Below are 17129 nucleotides of genomic sequence, written 5' to 3'. Positions count from 1 at the left end.
GCAGTAAACCGGTCATCCGAGGTCATGCACCGCGGCGGCGGCAGCAAAAAATCGTCTGCTGCGGGGTCAAATGCGGACCGTCGAGCCGCTGATGAACGAATGTCAGCTTTCAACGCCTGCTCTCCGAAAGCAGTCCGCCGGCTAACGGCCCCAACGCCGAAAATAGTTTCTTCGCGCCTCATGTCCGCCGTAGAGATCATCTTTGCCGCTTCCTGAAAGCAGGCATCGCCGGCGACCACGCTGGAAGTCTCAGTTGCGCCGAAACCGGAAGATGGAACTGCAACAAGTCCGATTTACTTGGTCAGCAGACCTCTGGTCCGCTAGAGTCCCAAGTCTCCACCTGGCCGCAGACCGAAAAGCCGGAAAACGCTTATTGCATAGTAAGCTGATGCATCTGGAGCGCCTATGATGAAGCCGAGCGGATCCACCGAGGCAGTGAGAATCGAGGACCTTGACGACGCGGGGGTGGTTGAACACGCGCGACAGCGTAACCCCGCCGCATTCTGGCTAATCATCAAGCGTCACAATCAGCGGCTTCACCGGGTCGCCCGCGCCGTCCTGAATGACGACACCGAGGCGGAGGACGTACTTCAGGAGACCTATATCCACGCCTTCACCCATCTGGCCGAATTCCGCGCGGAGGCGCGGCTGTCGACCTGGCTCACCCGGATCGCGCTGAACGAGGCGCTGGGACGCCGCCGTAAAAGGCGACCCACCGTAGACGCGAAAGCCATCGAAGGCATGGTCGCTCCGTGCAGCGCACACAAGCCTGATCCCGAAGAGGCGGCCGCTCTCGCTGAAATCCGCGGCCTCCTGGAGCGAGCCGTCGGTGACTTGCCAGAGCCCTTTCGCATCGTCTTTGTCATGCGGGACGTCGAGGAAATGAGCATTGAGGAAACGGCTTTTCTTTTGGCATTGCGACCTCAGACAGTGAGCACCCGTCTTTATCGCGCACGCCGGCTGCTCCGCGAGGCGCTGCGGGACAAGCTCGCCACCGTGTTCACGGATACGTTTCTCTTCGCTGGCGCTCGTTGTGATCGCCTCGCGCAATCAGTCCTCGATCGGCTCGCAATCCGCCTGGTTCGAAAGGATACTCAGAACGCGGCGACTGAGCGCACGTAGACGCCGTCCACGCCGAGATTACGCCGGCTCCTTTCGCAGGGCCTTTGTAGCGGGACACGGGAATATTTTGGCGGCCCGGACCATCTAATCGTCAGGCAAATGCATTCGGTGCCGCGGTGCTGATAGCGGTGTTGAATCAACAAACATAGGAGACCGCCATGCAGGGCGCACTTCACCTATCCCGGCGTCAGTCGCTTCAGGGACTTATCGTACTCGGTGCCGGAGCGGCACTCAGCGAAATCGCGCGGCCCTCTCCGGTATTGGCACAGGACATATCGGACGAGGACATTTTCCGCTTTGCGCTCAACCTCGAATATATGGAGGCTGAATACTACCTCCGCGGCACCACCGGAATGGGCATCGACGCAGCCGATGCCGGTTCGAAACCCGGCGACGTCGTTGGTGGAAAGCAAGTCTCGTTCGAGACGCCCGCCATCGGCGAATTCATGCAGGAAGTCGCGGAAAACGAACTCGCGCACGTCCGCTTCTACCGCAAGACGCTTGGAACCAACGCGGTTGACCGGCCGGCCATCGATTTCGGTGCGGGCTTCAAAGCCGTCGCGGAAGCAGCGGGCCTCGGGCCGGACTTCGACCCCTTCGGCAACGAGACGAACTTCGTTCTGGGCGGGATGTTGTTCGAGGATGTCGGCGTCACCGCCTATGCCGGTGCGGCGACAGTTCTGAAAAACAAGGACTTCCTCGCCGCAGCCGCAGGCATCCTGGCGGTCGAGGCCTATCACATGGGAATGGCGCGATCTACGCTATACCGAAAGGGAGAGGAAGCCTGGAAGGCCGCCAACGCTGTCTCCGATGCCCGAGACAAAATCGACGGATCAGACGATAAGGACCAGGGGATCCAGGGGGACGGAAAAGCCAACATCGTTCCCTCGACGCCCGATGCGATCGCGTTCACCAGAACGCCGCAGGAGGTGCTCCGGATCGTCTACCTCACCGACAAGGACGGAGTGAGCAAGGGCGGCTTCTATCCGGAAGGGATGAACGGCACGCTCAAGACCACCTGAGCCAGCTGCGACGAGTGACGATTGGCAACCGGAAACTGAGCGGATTGGTAAGACGTCAGCTTCCACGTCCAGTGCAGACGTTGGCCGGCCTTCGGCAAGCGTCTGCCTATGGGTCAGTCATGGACCTCGGACCTGCTGGACCGAATGTCCGCTATCGCTTTTTTGGACGCCAGAAACTGCCGGTCGGCAAACGGCCCCACAGCCGCAGTAAATCATTCGGAACGACCATCAGCTCTCATCTTCTCCAAATCGGGCATCTGCGATCCCAACGCTTTGCCGAGCGCTTTCGTGCCTTTGTCAGGCAGCCTCAAGAGGCCGCCGGAGAGCCCTTCCCTCCACGAATCTCCTCGATCCCATGCCTCTGCCCATGCGTCGGCCAGTTCGTCGTCGTGGCGCGTCTCTACGAGGGCTTCGAAGAGCAAGGCGGCCTGCGATCGGTCTTTGTCCGCTTTTACGCGTCCTAGCGTGTCTGTGAGCCTTCTGGAGGATACGATAAGCTTGTGGACGGCATACCTCTCGGGAGCGGGGACGAGGACGCTCACGCCTTCGCGGAAGAGAAGCACCGTGCGGACAGGTTCGTAGATCAGGTAGTCGAGGAACCGCAGGTTTTCCGCCGACGCGCCCCCGAGGGCGGGCATAGGGGACGGCTTGCCCGTGTATTCGTCCGATCCCCGGTTTCCCGTCAGGAACTCCACCCGGTAGCCCTTGGCATTCTGGAAGGCGACCATCTTGGCTTTATCCGCCTGGTGCGGAACCGCTCGGAATGCGGGATCGACCGATTGGAGGATTTCCAGCACGGGCGGCAGGCTGTCTTGGACCCCGGCCGAGATCGCGAAATCCGCGTCGCCTGTCTGCATGGCAGACGAGGGCAGCCGAATGCCGAGCGTCCCCGCATAGGTGCTGAATGCCACCGACCCCATCAGGACGGCCCGCATCCGGAACAATCCGGCGTCAGCGAGGGCTTTCGTGATGTCGCCCGCAAATGGATCGGGACCGGGGAGGCCAGCACGTCGCAGCGTGCTAACCATGCGCCTCCGTTCCCGGATGTTGTCCTTGATCTCCTTGTGGGCCTTCACCCGCGCCGTGATCGCCTCGTCGCTGTGTGGGCCGACATAGGTTCGCTTGTCCTTTCCCTCGGGAGTAGGGAGATCGAAATACCAGTAATCGCGGCCCTTCACTGTGACGGTCACGAACCATCCCTCCATTGGGAAGTCTGCCACAAACTGCCCGTCGAGCGTCCGCTGCGCCAGTTCCGCGAACATCGTCCGATAGCTGATGTCGATCTCTTTCATCATTGGCATTTCGGCGGCCCTCTCGGCGGCAAGCTCGGCCATCGCCTTGTCGAAGCGCCCTTGCCTTCTGCTGATGAAGTCGTCGCCGCTCACATTATACACCGCTGTTATAAGTATCTGCCAAAACCTTATAACTCCCGATCAAGCAAGCAGATAGCCGCCAGCCGCATGATGCGGGGGACGATGCAGACAGCATCGGTATCGGAAGTCATCCGACAGCTCATCAATCAAAACGAACATGCTTTGCGGGCCGAGATCGCAGGGAGCAATTCGGAATGACTAAACACCAGAGAAACGTAATAGCTGCCGCCGACGTGCCGGCGATCGAAGGGCCGACGACTGAGAGCCAAGTGCGGCCTCGTCGCCGTTTACGTTTCAATCTCGTAGAAGGTCCTGTCGGCGACCCTGATAACCACCCACGTTTTATCTGGCTGTGTGGATGCAGAGTCGATGAACTTGCCCCAGATAGCCTGCGGCGTATCCTCGGCCAATGCCGCTAAATCAGAGCCCGACAGCCGCATTTTGTCTTGCGCCGATGCCTCAAGCTGCTCGCCCCTCCACCTGTGGCCTCAAACCATTCATGTCCAGGTTCAGACGGCCGGACTAACCGCAACCTGCGCGAAAACGCCGTTTTTCGAACGCGTATAAGCGTATGAGGTTGAGCTCGTCGAAAGGCGTTCCCTGTCAACTTTAGAGCAGACTAATGAACGATTTGTGATCGTCAGGCGTTATCCTCACGAGGAGGAAAATGACCATGAAGAATATGAACAACAGACAAGTGCATGTGCCAGGCCCGCACGATCGTGACGTTGCCGATCACTGCAAGAAACTTGGGGTTGATCCGGCAGAGGAGCGCAAGCTCCTGCGGTTGCTTGGCAAGAACGCACCCCTTCATGAGATTCGGGCGAACGTCTCGCCGAAACAGCCGCGGTTCCGCTGATCGATGTCCTTTGTGCCTCGGGATCGGCGACGAATGGCTGAGCCTTGCGTCGCTTTCTCCAGCGTACCCGAAGGAATCGTCAGACGCCGCGCTTGTTGCCCCACAGCAGCACATGTAGTTGCGGCAGCACGCGCGCCTCGAACCACCGATCTTCCGTCACCTTGTCGATCAGCCAGAGCATCCGGTCCATGATGCCGTTGATATCGACGCTTGCCTCTTCGTCTGCGGGCGGGGGTGGCGTATGATTGCCGGGTTGAAGATAAACAGGAAGCGTTGGGTAACGTGCCGCGGCGGTCCGGGCGAAGAGGTAATCGCGATCGTCGAACACAACGATCTTCAGCGCAAGCTGCGGCTTTTCGGCAGCCATTTTCAGGCAGGCCTCGAACGCGCGCCAGTCGGTCTCCATGCCGCTTGACGGCGGCTTCGGGCTCAGGACAAGAACGTCGAGGTCGGCAAACCAATCCTTGGCAATGCTGCCTTGGCTTTCCAGCGCGAAACGGAAACCCTCGCTGTGTCCGCGTTCTATCAGCGGCCCGAGCGGTTGGATCGCCGGATTGCCTCCCGATAGTGATACCGTCAGCGGTTTGTTGCCCGAAAGCCGCAAGACCTCCTGCCAGATAGCGTCGACCGACATCGCACGCCATTGATCACGATACTCGCTGTCGACGGCATGCAGCGTATCACACCATGAGCAGCGGTAATCGCAGCCCCCCGTCCTGACAAAAACGGTCGGAAGGCCGATCAAGATACCTTCCCCCTGAATGGTCGGCCCGAAGATTTCGCTGACGCGGATCCCGGCCTCGCGGGCGACGGTCATGGCCGGTATTCCGCCCAGGTCTTTGGCGTCTCGCTGACGCGCACGGCCGAGGTTTCCGGCAGGCGATCCTTGCACCAATCGTAGAAATGCTTCGCCAGACACTCAGCCGTCACCTGATCATGACCGAGGACCTCGTTCAGGTGGCGATGATCGAAGTACTCGTCAATATAGGACTTCAGCGGCGCAAGTTCGTGGTAATCGCGGACAAATCCGTGGCTGTTGAGGGTTGCTGCCGAAAGTTCCACCTCGACGACGTAATTGTGTCCGTGAAGGCGGCCGCATTGATGGTCGGCGGGCAGGCTCGTGAGCCGGTGCGAGGCGGAGAAATGAAATTCCTTGGTGATGCGGAACATCATTTCACCTCGTCAGCAGCAAAGCCTGCGGTTGCGGCCACCCAGAAGTCCGGGTCCTCATAGTCCGTCGGATCGTCGATGCGGGCCAGATGAAACGCTTCGCGCCGTTCGACGCAGGTGCCGCAGCGGCCGCAGTGGCGCGAACCGCCCTTGTAGCACGACCAGGTCTGTGCGAACGGAGTGCCGTTCCTGGCGCCGTCGGTTACGATGTCGGCCTTCGAGACGGTGACGTAAGGTGCAAAAAGCGAAACGCTGGCATAGCCGTCGAGCGCCTGGTTCTGCATGTCCTGGAAGGACTGGATGAAACCTGGCCGGCAGTCCGGATAGATGAAGTGGTCCCCGCCATGCACGGCGACTGCGACCGCATCGGCCTTCTGCGCCGCCGCAAGTCCGAAGGCGATGGCAAGCATGATGGCGTTGCGGTTCGGTACGACGGTCGCCTTCATCGTCTCTTCGGCGTAATGTCCGTCCGGAACATCGATGTCGTCGGTCAGCGCCGATCCCGTCAGATGGCTGCCTATGTTCCTGATGTCGATGATCTGATGGGCCACATTCAGGCGTTTGGCGCATGCAGCCGCGAAATCGAGTTCCTTGCGGTGCCGCTGTCCGTAGTCGAAGGAGAGAAGGCCGATGAGTTCGTGTTCCGCGGCAACCTTGTGCGCAAGCGAAACGGAGTCCAATCCGCCGGAGCAGATGACGATGGTTTTCATGATCTCGGATCCCTTGTTTTGACCGGGTGGGCTGCGACCGGATTACGGGAGCGCTCTTAAAGCAATAAACCCGGCTTGTGAAGGGTCCCGGCAGGAATGTTTATTAGCATTATCTTGCGTAGCAAAGGAACGAAGCGCAAGATGCTGCCACGGCGGAACGGGGCTCTGCCGCCTTGGGGAGGAAATCATGGACAACTTGAACCTTACGACCCTGCAGAAGGGCCAAACGGCCATGACGGACGTTGCGCTCAATGCCTTCGCCGCCGGTCTGCGCGGCAGATTGCTCACGGGAACGGACGCCGATTACGACGAGGCGCGGGCCATATGGAATGGGATGATTGACCGGCGCCCGGGTCTCATCGTGCGCTGCGCTGGTGCCGCCGACGTTATGAGATCAGTCCGCTTCGCGCGCGAAAACAATCTTCTTTTGGCGGTCCGCGGTGGCGGGCACAACATCGCCGGCAATGCCGTCTGTGAAGGCGGCCTGGTCATTGATCTGTCGCCGATGAAATCGGTAAGGGTCGACCCGGGTACACGGCGTTTGCGGGTCGAGCCGGGCGCAACGCTTGCTGATGTCGATAACGAAACACAGGCTTTCGGGCTGGCTCTACCCACAGGGATCAATTCCACGACCGGCATTGCCGGACTGACACTTGGTGGCGGTTTCGGCTGGCTTACACGCAAGTTCGGGCTGACGATCGACAATATCATCTCGATGGAGGTCGTAACCGCTGAGGGCAAGCTGGTACGCGTGAGCGAGAAGGAAGAGCCGGATCTGTTTTGGGCGCTACGCGGCGGCGGCGGCAATTTCGGCGTCGTAACCTCCTTTGAGTTCCGACTCCACGACCTGCCGGGCGAGGTTCTGGCAGGCCTGGTCGTCCATCCTTTTGCCGACGCGGAAATGGTGCTCAGGCAATATCGCCAGGTGCTCGAAACGGCGCCGGACGAACTCACATGCTGGGCGGTCATGCGCAAGGCACCGCCACTGCCTTTCCTGCCCGCCGAATGGCACGGCAGGGAAATCCTTGCACTCGCCATGTGCCATTGCGGCGACATCGAAGCGGGCAAAGTCGCTGCCGCGGCGCTTCGTGACATCGGTAATCCGATTGCCGATGTTGTCGGTCCGACACCTTTTGCCGCCTGGCAACAGGCATTCGACCCGCTGCTGACGCCAGGCGCGCGCAACTATTGGAAGAGCCAGGATTTCGCAGAGCTCTCGGATGCGACGATTGCAGTTCTCCTCGATGCCGTTCGCAAGCTTCCGGGGCCGGAATGTGAGATCTTCATTGGCCATGTGGGCGGTGCAGCGGGTCGCATCGCGGTGGAGGATACGGCGTTTCCACAGCGCAACTCGCATTTCGTCATGAACGTTCATGCGCGCTGGCGCGAGAATTCGATGGATAGCACGTGCATTGGCTGGGCACGCGAGCTTTTCGAGGCAACGAAGAAGCATGCCATCGGCACAGCCTACATCAACTTCATGCCGGAGGATGAAAGCGATCGCGTCGAAGCGGCCTATGGCGGCAACTACAAACGTCTGACGGAGATCAAGCGGCGTTACGATCCTCAGAATCTGTTCCGCATGAACCAGAATGTGCAGCCACAAGCGGAAATGCGGGCCGCCGGCTGACCGGTCAGCAACGGAATTGGATGGAACGCCAGGTGCCGCCCGGAAAGCTGATCATCGGCGGCACCGCAATGACTTGGGATCGCTCCATCGGTCTCCAAGCGGACCCAGGAGGCTTGGTCTATCGCGGCTTCGCCGTAAATGCCGAGGCGATTGATCCTTTTGCTGGCGTGATCCTGCGAAAATCACTGATAGCGTACTTCGTGCACAGGTCTGTAAACGACGGTTCCTTGGTCGAGCGGCTTCGCAGAAACGCCGAGGTTCATCGAGCGAAGTGGAAAAGCTGGCACGATGCCCCGTCAAAACGTCTTTCGATGAAGGTAACCCCGCGCGTTGGCGACGAGTTTGACGAACTCGTCAAGAAAAGTGCGTTGAATAAGACAACGTTGGTCAAGTCCATCGTGATGGATATTGGCTCGGAGATCGTTGAACCTGAAGAGCCGCGGATGATGCCTGAGTTGCGCAGGATGGCTGCGGCGCTTGCTGCCTAGTGGCAAGCACCTGATTTTCCTTCGATCGACTCCTGAGCCGGGCGAAGGCTTTATCGGCGGGCTTGCGTATGTCACCATGACTGCGAGCAGCGGCACGAGGGAGCTCTCATATAGCGCCCTAGCGAGCGGGCAAGGCGGGCGTCTGAGCGACGACGGTGCGTACTCTCCCCGCAGATAGGAGAGGCCTCCTTACTGCAGCGCTTGCGCAGCGCGTTCCGAGACCCTTGCTATCTGCGTAGTCGGCTAACCCCATGCTGGAGCTAGCTGCGGGAATATTGGCAAACGTCGCCGGCGAGATATCCAGGCGGCGCGCCATGTCCTCCAGGTTGATCTCCGGATCGGCCAGGAGCGCGCTGCGTCCTTTCAGATCGGCTGGCTTCAATTTTGGTGGCCAGCCGCCCCTGCGGTCCGGGTCGATGATCACCTTCCCGCGCTCATTGTCGTAGCCATTCGTGGCGTTATTCTACAACTCCAAAGATCGGGCCGAACCCGCCATGCCAGGATCTGTCATTGCGGCCCATCTTCGGGTTGTAAATCCCCACACCTCGTCCACCGTCGAGAAACAATGCATTGGGGCATTTTAAATGGTCGCGGAACAGGCGCGCAAAATCATGGAAATTCACCATGTCGTCACTTGCGGCAAGGCGAACCGTGCCACCGCTACAGACTCCCACACCGCTGCGACGGGTTCGGTCTGTCGACCCTAAAATAAAGGCTGGGTGCAGCTTGTTCTGAATGACAAGCATTGGACCAGACTGGGTGGCGAACCGCACCTTGGGGCGACGTTTCAAAAATTGATCTGTCGGGAGTATTCCGGCCCTTGTGTCGTCAAAAAAGAACACGCCGTTCGGCTTCTTATAGAAATTTGGCAGCAGACCGGCTGAGCCTTCACCTCGGGCCGTATTGGCGGGTCGTAGTTCTCGGCCGGCCTCGACATAAAGTCCTATCGGAGAAAAATCGGCGCGGTACATCCCTGCGTTCATCGCGAATGTCAGCGCTCGTCCCTGTTTCCGCACGGCTTCGGCGACGCTCGAGAAATAGCGGTAAGGCTCGCCATCCATGCCCTTCCAGAACAATCGCAGGTCAGCTTTCCCCGGCTCCAGGGTGCAGACAATGTATCGCGCCTCGTGGAACGTTTCTTGCTCACAATCTTTGGCAAAAGTCGGCGGCAAGGACGTTATCAATGCAGCCAGCATAACCGCTGCGATTAGCACTCCATTTTTCAGATACGTCATTGCGGCCGATACACCTTATTCAAGTCTTAATGGACCCATCTCGTTTGTGATTACATGATGCGGCTAAATTCGAAACCGGTGGCCACTATGGGCAATTCCAGCAGTTCGAGGAAGACAGTGTCGAGCTTATTATTGACGGCGGTATGGAGCAGCACGTTGTCGGCTTCTCGAAGCGTATTCGCGGTGGTTTAGACCATCGTAACATCAGGAATTCCGGCTGGTACGGTCGCTTGGCACCGTTGATGTCATCGGCGGTCGCCTGCTAACGCCGCAACGGTCCAGAGGAGTGTCGAAAGGTGCCCGCCAAAGCCGGTCCGGGCAGTGGTTTCGTTGACATGATGCGGTCTGCGGGATGTAGTGGAAGGCAGCATGGAACCGGTTCATCCGACCGCGGTTAATCCGAAAAAAGGAGGCTTTGATCATGGTGCCAAATGAAATGGACGTTGTACTCGCCACTCTTCCGCTGCGCATCGGTACGTATGTGCCGGACGATCTGCTTGAGGACTGGTTTGCCCCTGATACAGGGATGAACCCGGTCAGCGACCAATGCCTGAAGGCTGCCAAAGCCTACGGCCGGAAGTTTGAGTGCGAGTTCAAGTATTATACGGATCGCCAGGAAGGAGTGTTTTGGAAATTCGTCCCAGCCATGTGACAGCGCTGCGGGCAAGTCACAATTGGAGCGGCCGGCGCCGAAAGCGAGAGCTGCGGCGCCGGGTCCAGGCCGCAAATCTCGTTTAGTCGGGGACGACGACGAGCTTTCCGATGAAGTTCTTTGCCATGAAGTCCGTCTGAGCCCGATGGAAATCCGATAGCGGATAGACGCCGCCGACCAGGGGCCGGATTTTCTTGTCCTCGATATAGCGGACGAGCCGACGGAAGTCGGCGCGCGTACCCTGGCTCGATCCATGCAACTCCAGTTGCTTCAGGTACATTGTCCGCAAGTCGAGCTGAACCACCGGCCCGCCGATCGCACCGGCCGTCGTATAGCGGCCTTCGGGGCGTAGGATCTTCAAAAGATCGTTGAACATCGATCCGGCGACGAGATCGGCCACGACGTCGATCGGCCGGCCGGCTGATGCCCGATCGACGGCTTCGACGAGATCATCGCCGCCGCGTGTGACGACTGCTTCTGCGCCGATGTCCAGCACAGCCTGCTCCTTGCCAGGACCAGCTATCGCAATCGGGATTGCGCCGCGCGCTCTTGCGAGCTGGATGATCGCCGATCCGACACCGCCCGATGCCCCCGTCACCAGCACGTGTTCGCCCGCAGCAAGCCGCGCCCGCTCAAGCATCCGTTCTCCGGTCAGGTAGGCACAGCAGAAGGTTGCAAGTTCGACGTCGGTAAGATCGGTATCGACGATATGGGCGTTTTGCGCAGGCAGCGCCATATATTGGGCATAGCCGCCATCCCGGCCGTGACCCATATAGTCGATGTCGGCAAGGCTGTCGTCTTCGCGATTATAGATCGAGAAATCGACCATTACACGCTCACCGATCCGTTTTGCGTCGATGCCGGCGCCAACCGCGACGATATGGCCGACAGCATCCGTCCCCTGGATGCGGGGGAACGTCAGCGTATTGCCCTTCCTGCGCCAGGTGGAGACGGCCGACGGATCGTCTTCGGTGCCGTAGGCGCCCTGGCGGACCCAGACGTCGGTGTTGTTCATGCCGCAGGCCGTGACCTTGATGAGCACTTCGCCTGCGCCCGGCTTCGGGACAGGAGCGGATTCGTTATAGACCAGCTTGTCGAGCCCGCCATGACCGACGAGTTGTACGGCTGCCATCGTCTTCGGAACAAGGGTCATCTCACACTCCTTCAGATGGATTTGAAGACGCTGTCGATGGCTTCGGCCGCAGCTTTGACCACAGTATCGGCCTCGCCCCGGGTCAAACAAAGCGGCGGCGCAAAACCGAGGATGTCGCCCTGCGGCATGGCGCGGCCGATGACGCCGCGCTCCAGCAGTGCAGCGGCCACCTGCGGACCGATCTTTTGGGAAGCATCGAAGAATTTGCGATCGTCCCGATCTGCAACAAACTCAACAGCCGCCATCAACCCGTCTCCACGCACCTCACCAACGTTCTTGTGACCGCCGACGGCCTTTGCCAGTTCCGAGCGGAAATAGGCGCCGGTCTCGCCGGCATTCCCCACGAGATCAAGCTCATCGATCAGTTCCAGGTTGGCAATCCCAGCGGCGGCGCAGATCGGATGTGCGGCGTAGGTCCAGCCATGACCAATCGCCCCCATCTGATCGGAGCCCTGGACGAGCACCTGCCAGACCTTGTCGGAAACGATCGTACCGGAAAGCGGTGCATAGGCCGAGGTGAGGCCCTTGGCGATTGTGATCAGGTCCGGCTTCATGCCGTAGTGGTCCGAGCCGAACATCGTGCCCAAGCGGCCGAAACCGGTCACCACCTCATCTGCAACCAGCAGGATATCGTACTTTCCCAGCACGGCCTGGATCTTCTGCCAGTATCCGGCGGGCGGCGGAACGATGCCGCCTGTCCCGAGGATGGGTTCGCCGATGAAGGCGGCAATTGTTTCGGGACCTTCGGCAAGGATCATCTCCTCCAGCTTGTCGGCGCAAAATTGCGAAAACTGTTCCTCGTCCATCGAGCGGTCGGGCCGGCGGAAATAATAAGGAGCTTCCGTGTGGAGAATGGGCGCGCGCGGCAGGTCAAAAGCCTTGTGGAAAAGTTCAAGCCCCGTCAGCGAGCCTGTCATGACACCCGAGCCGTGATAACCGCGCCAGCGAGAGATGATCTTCTTCTTGTCCGGGCGGCCTAGGATGTTGTTGTAATACCAGATGAGCTTGATGTTCGTCTCGTTCGCATCGGACCCGGAAAGGCCGAAGTAGACGCGGCTCATGCCTTCGGGCGCGCGGTCGATGATCATCTTCGACAGCCTGATCGATGCTTCCGTGCCATGGCCGACATAGGCGTGATAGTAGGCAAGGCTCTTTGCCTGTTCGGCGATCGCATCGGCGATTTTCTGCCGGCCGTAGCCGACATTGACGCAGTAAAGTCCGGCAAAGGCATCGAGACTGGAGCGGCCGCTCGTATCGGTGATGTAGACGCCTTCACCGCTGCCGATCACCCGCGTCGGCGTCTCGCCACGCGCGTGCATGCCCATGTGAGTGGAGGGATGGAAGAAATGATCCCGGTCCCAGGCGTTGAGTTCGTTGCTTCGTTCCAGCATGGCATTGTCCTTGATGTTAAAATGAAGGGCCTCAGGCGGCCGTGTCGATGCAGAGATATTTGAGCTCGGTGAAAGCTTCGATGCCGTGCCTCGAGCCCTCGCGCCCAAGTCCGGATTGTTTCCAGCCGCCGAAGGGAATGGGACCGCCGGTGATTTTCACCCGGTTGATCGCCACCATGCCGTATTCGAGCGCACGTCCAAGGCGCATCTGCCGGGCGCCATTGTCCGTGACGACATAGGCGACGAGACCGTATTCGGTGGCGTTCGCCTTTGTGATCACTTCGTCTTCCGTGTCGAAGACGCTGATGCCTGCCACGGGGCCAAAAGTTTCCTCGCGCATGATGAGAGCATCGGCAGGAACATCTGTCAGCAGCGTCGGTTCGAAGAACAGTTGGCCGGCGACGTGACGTTTACCGCCGGTGACCAGTTTGGCTCCGCGCTTCAGTGCATCGCAGACCTGTTCCTCGACCTTGACGATCGCACGTTCGTGCATCAGCGGGCCGATATCGGCGTTCGCCGAAAGGCCATTTGCCACTTTCAGTGCCTTGATGTGGCGTGCAAATGCTTCAGCGAAGCGATCGGCAATTGAGCGGTGCACGAAGATGCGGTTGGCAGCCAAACAATCCTGGCCCGACGTGGCGAACTTGGCGTCGATGGCAATTCTGGCCGCACGCTCGATGTCGGCATCGTCGAATATGATAAGCGGTGCATGTCCGCCAAGCTCCATCACCAGTCTTTTCATGCTTGACGCGCATTGAGCGGCAATGAGCTTGCCGACCCCGGTCGAGCCGGTGAAGCTCATCGCCCTGATGCGCTCGTCCTCGCACATGCGGCCGACGATGGTTGCCGCATCACCGGTGACAACATTGAATACGCCCGCCGGAATCCCGGCGCGCTCGCAAAGCTCGGCAAGTGCGAGTGCCGAAAGCGGGGTCTCGGATGAAGGATGGGCAACGACGGTGCAGCCCGCAGCAAGTGCTGCCGCAGCCTTGCGCGTGATCATGGCGGACGGAAAGTTCCACGGCGTGACGATACCGACGACACCGAGCGCCTCGCGGCGGACGATCATCTCAGCATCCAAAAGGTGGCTGGTGACGTTTTCGGCATTCAGCCGCTTGCCTTCCTCACCGTACCATTCGACGAAAGAGGCGGCATAGTCGATCTCGCCCAAGGATTCCGACAGCGGCTTGCCCTGCTCGAGCGTCATGATCAAGGCGAGATCTTCCTTTGATGCCAGGATCAGATCGAACCAGTTGCGCAGGATTTTAGCCCGGTGCTGCGGCAGCATGGCGCGCCAGGCCGGCATTGCCCGCGCCGCCGCGTCGATCGCCGTTGCCGTTTCGTCCGCGCCAAGGCTTGCCACCCAGGCAACCGTTGTTCGGGAAGCAGGATCGGTGACTTCGAAGCTTTTGCCGGCGTCGCCCGCCGACCAGCGTCCGCCGATATAGGCAAGATCACGCAGCAGATGCCTGTCCTTGAGGCGTGAAAGCGCAGTGTGGAAATCGGGGCGGGCAAAAACCGCGGTCATGATTTATCTCCTCATTGCCGACGGGCAAGTCTCCCACAGGCGGAGGCGAGAAATTGTCCATTGCCGATGGCCAGAAGAGAGAGATTGACTAAGGCTTTGGCGTGCCGCGGCTGATCTATCTACGCGCCGGTCTGCGCATGACAATCCGAGACGGGGCAGGGCTATCAGCTATGATCGGCTGAAGGACATGATACACGCCACTTCAAGGGAGAACCGCGATCAAGCGGACGCCATTTCAAAGGCCGCCAGCAGCAGGCTTGCCTTTTTTGGGAGGCCCCGAAATTCGAGCGGACAAGCGCCCGATGCCGGGCCAGTTCCTGACGAGGCTGCCAGAGATAAACCTTCGCCTATCGTCACCATGTTTGATGAGCACCGGCAGGCCAACTCTACGCCGGTGCGCGCGGCAGGCTTCCGCATGCCGGAGATGGCGTGGTTGAGCCGCCGCACATCACCGACGTCTGCGATCAGCGAAGGCCGAAGAAACTCAAAATCGCAATTACGATGACGACGGCGCCGACAAGCCAAATGAGATTATTCATGGAAATCCCCTGTTTGAGTTGAGCAATCACTTGCTTGTCCGTTCTTAACACCTGCAGAGGCTTAGGGTTCCATCCCCTCGATCCCTTCGTCCGTGGCTCAAGGACAACTGCTCGCTCGCGTCGACCAATTACCAGGCATGAGGCGCCGACCACTTTGTCGGCCTTCATCGCATCGCAGATGATCGAGAACGCTTCCGATCCGAGCGGATCTGGCCGAGGCTGCTGCCGATGCTCGCTCACATCCAGCCGATACCCATCGCCCTCTAACCAGGATTGCTCACGCTCGACCGATCAAAGAGCCAACGGGAAGGACCGTCTCGTCCTTGACCGTCTTCGTGACAATATAGGTAAAATAGCGCTCGATGCCGAGTTCACGGTCAAGCAGGTCATCGATCAGCCGCTGGTAGGCGTCTATATCGGGTGCTGCGATCTTCAAGAAATAGTCGATCCCGCCGCCCACCGACCAGCAGCCGATGACTTCCGGAATCGTCGCAATCACGCGTTCGAAGCGCTCGAAGTCGCTCTGGCGATGATTGGCGAGCGTCACTTCCACCATGACGCTGGCAACCGGGGCGATCCGGCGAAGCGCGACGCGGGCATGATAGCCGGTAACGATGCCTGCCTTTTCCAGTTTTCTAAGCCGCATCCAGCACGGTGTCGGCGAGAGGCCGGCCTTTTCGGCAAGCGCCAGCTTGGTGATGCGTCCGTCACGCTGAATGGCGTCGAGGATACGCAGATCGATGGCGTCGAGTTTCATGGCATTCCCGGCTGCGCAAATCATTCCAAAGGTGAGGAAAAGACAATGGGAGCGCATTTTGCCATTGTCAATTGAACTGATTTTCACCAGTGTTTAAATCATGACAAATTGGCGCCCCGATCCCTCCCAGCTTCGCCGGCCGGCCTATCTTTCGCTTGCCGAGCAGATCGCCCGGGCGATTGCCGACGGAAAGCTTTCGGACGGGGACCGGCTGCCGCCGCACCGAAAGATGGCCGATGACCTGCAGCTTTCCGTGCAGACGGTGAGCCGGGCCTACGACGAATTGATCCGCCGCGGCTTGATATCGGGGGAGATCGGCCGCGGCAGCTTCGTGCAGACGCAGCCGCGCGAGCCCGAACCGCCCTACCTGCCCGAGCGGCTCGGCGAGGTGATCGACCTTTCGATCCTCAAGCCGGTCTGCGAGCAGGTCCATCTTGAAAAAATGCGCCAGGCGTTTGCTTGGCTTTCGGAGAATCTTCCATCAAGTTCGGCGCTGTCTTTCAGACCGAACATGGTCTTTCCGCGTCACCGCGCCATTGCGGCGGACTGGCTGTCGCGCTGCGGCCTGGACGTCTCTCCGCTGAATATCTGCCTTACGAATGGTGCGACCTCCGGCATGACCGTCGCGCTGATGAGCGTTGCCCCGCCTGGCTCCACCGTTGCGACCGAAGCAATCAGCCACCATACGCTCGTGCCGCTTTCCACCTATCTGGGCCTTCATCTGGAAGGTTTGGCAATCGACGAGGAGGGCATGATCCCCGAAGCGCTCGACGAGGCTTGCCGCAAGGGCCCGATCCGGGCGGTCTTTCTGCAGCCGTCCGTCATCAACCCGATGGCGGCGCTGATGAGCGCCAAGCGCCGGCAGCAGCTTGCCGATGTCGCAGCGCGCCACGATATCGCGATCATCGAAAACGACATCCTGGGTCCGCTGGTGGAGGATCGCGCGCCGCCGATTGCCGCTTTTGCGCCGGAGCGCACGCTCTATGTCACGAGCTTCACGAAGATCACCGTACCGGGCTTGCGCATCGGTTATCTCGCAGCACCCGACCGCTACGTCGCCGCCGTTGCCAACCGCCATCTCGTTTCGAGCTGGATGGCAACGCCGGCGATTGCCGAAATCGCCACCCGCTGGGTAAGCGACGGCACGGCTCTGGAACTTGTCAGGTGGCAGCGCGAGGCGCTGAAGAGCCGGCATGCGATCGCCGCAGAGACGCTGACGGGCCTTGCCTATCGCGCCCATCCCCAAAGCCTACACGTCTGGCTGCCGCTTTCGGGCGCACACCAGGAGGATTCCTTCGTGTCGCAGGCCCGCCTGCGTGGCGTTGCGATTGCGCCCGGCACCTCTTTCAGGACCGTCGACCAGGGCTGGACGCCCGCCGTGCGCATCTCACTCGGCTCGACCACGGAAAACGAATTGCGCACCGGCCTTGGCATTGTCGCATCGCTGGCGCAAGGAAATCCCGAGGCGCTGCTGCTTGCGATTTGACGCTGCTGCCTGCG

The 17129-nt window shown here is 60.0% G+C and carries 16 protein-coding genes and 1 pseudogene; 7 read left to right on the top strand and 10 right to left on the bottom strand.

Going from position 1 to position 17129, the window contains the following annotated elements:
* Nucleotides 1-405 precede the first annotated feature (405 nt).
* Both A3C3_RS0102020 and A3C3_RS0102015 read left to right on the top strand, forming a co-directional pair.
* Nucleotides 406-1122 carry an RNA polymerase sigma factor gene (locus tag A3C3_RS0102020; RefSeq protein ID WP_022712950.1) on the top strand — a complete coding sequence of 239 codons (717 nt, stop codon included), beginning with the start codon at nt 406-408 and terminating at the stop codon, nt 1120-1122.
* Nucleotides 1123-1280: 158 nt separating this feature from the next.
* Nucleotides 1281-2144, top strand: a complete 864-nt coding sequence (locus A3C3_RS0102015; protein WP_022712949.1) for a ferritin-like domain-containing protein — start codon at nt 1281-1283, stop codon at nt 2142-2144.
* 212 nt (nt 2145-2356) lie between these two features.
* Here the strand turns inward: A3C3_RS0102015 and A3C3_RS0102010 are convergent, their stop codons facing one another.
* Nucleotides 2357-3439: a nucleotidyltransferase family protein gene (locus A3C3_RS0102010; protein WP_028739319.1), complete on the bottom strand. Its 1083-nt coding sequence runs from the start codon at nt 3437-3439 to the stop codon at nt 2357-2359.
* A gap of 751 nt (nt 3440-4190) precedes the next feature.
* Between A3C3_RS0102010 and A3C3_RS0101995 the strand changes: the two genes are divergently transcribed.
* Nucleotides 4191-4376: a hypothetical protein gene (locus tag A3C3_RS0101995; protein WP_022712945.1), complete on the top strand. Its 186-nt coding sequence runs from the start codon at nt 4191-4193 to the stop codon at nt 4374-4376.
* A gap of 79 nt (nt 4377-4455) precedes the next feature.
* Here the strand turns inward: A3C3_RS0101995 and queE are convergent, their stop codons facing one another.
* Genes queE through queC form a run of 3 tightly spaced genes read right to left on the bottom strand, consistent with a single transcriptional unit; the run spans nt 4456 to nt 6256 of the window.
* Complete coding sequence (queE, locus tag A3C3_RS0101990) at nt 4456-5193, bottom strand: 7-carboxy-7-deazaguanine synthase QueE (protein WP_022712944.1); 738 nt, start codon at nt 5191-5193, stop codon at nt 4456-4458.
* Nucleotides 5190-5546, bottom strand: a complete 357-nt coding sequence (gene queD, locus A3C3_RS0101985; RefSeq protein ID WP_022712943.1) for a 6-carboxytetrahydropterin synthase QueD — start codon at nt 5544-5546, stop codon at nt 5190-5192. Before queD ends, queE begins: the two co-directional genes overlap by 4 nt.
* A complete protein-coding gene (gene queC, locus A3C3_RS0101980; RefSeq protein WP_022712942.1) occupies nt 5546-6256 on the bottom strand; it encodes a 7-cyano-7-deazaguanine synthase QueC in 711 nt (236 codons plus the stop codon). The genes queD and queC overlap by 1 nt, the downstream gene beginning before the upstream one ends.
* A gap of 187 nt (nt 6257-6443) precedes the next feature.
* Between queC and A3C3_RS0101975 the strand changes: the two genes are divergently transcribed.
* Nucleotides 6444-7886 (top strand): FAD-binding oxidoreductase, encoded by a 1443-nt coding sequence (locus A3C3_RS0101975; RefSeq protein WP_022712941.1) that lies wholly within the window; start codon nt 6444-6446, stop codon nt 7884-7886.
* Nucleotides 7887-7906: 20 nt separating this feature from the next.
* Nucleotides 7907-8374, top strand: a complete 468-nt coding sequence (locus tag A3C3_RS0101970) for a hypothetical protein (protein ID WP_022712940.1) — start codon at nt 7907-7909, stop codon at nt 8372-8374.
* Nucleotides 8375-8832: 458 nt separating this feature from the next.
* Here A3C3_RS0101970 and A3C3_RS0101960 read toward each other — a convergent pair whose 3' ends face one another.
* Nucleotides 8833-9609: a phosphodiester glycosidase family protein gene (locus A3C3_RS0101960; protein WP_028739318.1), complete on the bottom strand. Its 777-nt coding sequence runs from the start codon at nt 9607-9609 to the stop codon at nt 8833-8835.
* A gap of 418 nt (nt 9610-10027) precedes the next feature.
* Between A3C3_RS0101960 and A3C3_RS0101950 the strand changes: the two genes are divergently transcribed.
* A complete protein-coding gene (locus A3C3_RS0101950; protein ID WP_167378059.1) occupies nt 10028-10261 on the top strand; it encodes a hypothetical protein in 234 nt (77 codons plus the stop codon).
* Between the two features lie 82 nt (nt 10262-10343).
* On the opposite strand, the gene A3C3_RS0101945 is transcribed toward A3C3_RS0101950, so the two are convergent.
* From A3C3_RS0101945 to A3C3_RS0101925, 5 genes and pseudogenes are all read right to left on the bottom strand, one after another.
* Entirely contained in the window at nt 10344-11414 is a 1071-nt protein-coding gene (locus A3C3_RS0101945) for an alcohol dehydrogenase family protein (protein ID WP_022712935.1), read from the bottom strand.
* A gap of 11 nt (nt 11415-11425) precedes the next feature.
* Complete coding sequence (locus A3C3_RS0101940; RefSeq protein WP_022712934.1) at nt 11426-12805, bottom strand: aspartate aminotransferase family protein; 1380 nt, start codon at nt 12803-12805, stop codon at nt 11426-11428.
* A 31-nt stretch (nt 12806-12836) separates the two neighbouring features.
* Complete coding sequence (locus A3C3_RS0101935; protein WP_022712933.1) at nt 12837-14333, bottom strand: NAD-dependent succinate-semialdehyde dehydrogenase; 1497 nt, start codon at nt 14331-14333, stop codon at nt 12837-12839.
* 619 nt (nt 14334-14952) lie between these two features.
* Nucleotides 14953-15082 (bottom strand): annotated as a pseudogene (locus tag A3C3_RS46580) (non-homologous end joining protein Ku); the annotation flags it as partial.
* A 67-nt stretch (nt 15083-15149) separates the two neighbouring features.
* The gene (locus A3C3_RS0101925; protein WP_028739316.1) at nt 15150-15629 is read right to left on the bottom strand and encodes an Lrp/AsnC family transcriptional regulator; all 480 of its coding nucleotides are present in this window, start codon (nt 15627-15629) and stop codon (nt 15150-15152) included.
* A 100-nt stretch (nt 15630-15729) separates the two neighbouring features.
* On the opposite strand from A3C3_RS0101925, the gene ehuR reads away from it, so the two are divergent.
* On the top strand, nt 15730-17115 hold the full coding sequence (gene ehuR / locus A3C3_RS0101920) for a MocR-like ectoine utilization transcription factor EhuR (RefSeq protein WP_022712930.1): 1386 nt from the start codon (nt 15730-15732) through the stop codon (nt 17113-17115).
* Nucleotides 17116-17129: the final 14 nt, after the last annotated feature.

This window comes from Rhizobium mongolense USDA 1844, from assembly GCF_000419765.1.
Taxonomy (GTDB): Bacteria; Pseudomonadota; Alphaproteobacteria; order Rhizobiales; family Rhizobiaceae; genus Rhizobium; species Rhizobium mongolense.
Note: the sequence above shows the minus strand (reverse complement) of the source record. Positions and strands in the feature narration are given on the sequence as shown.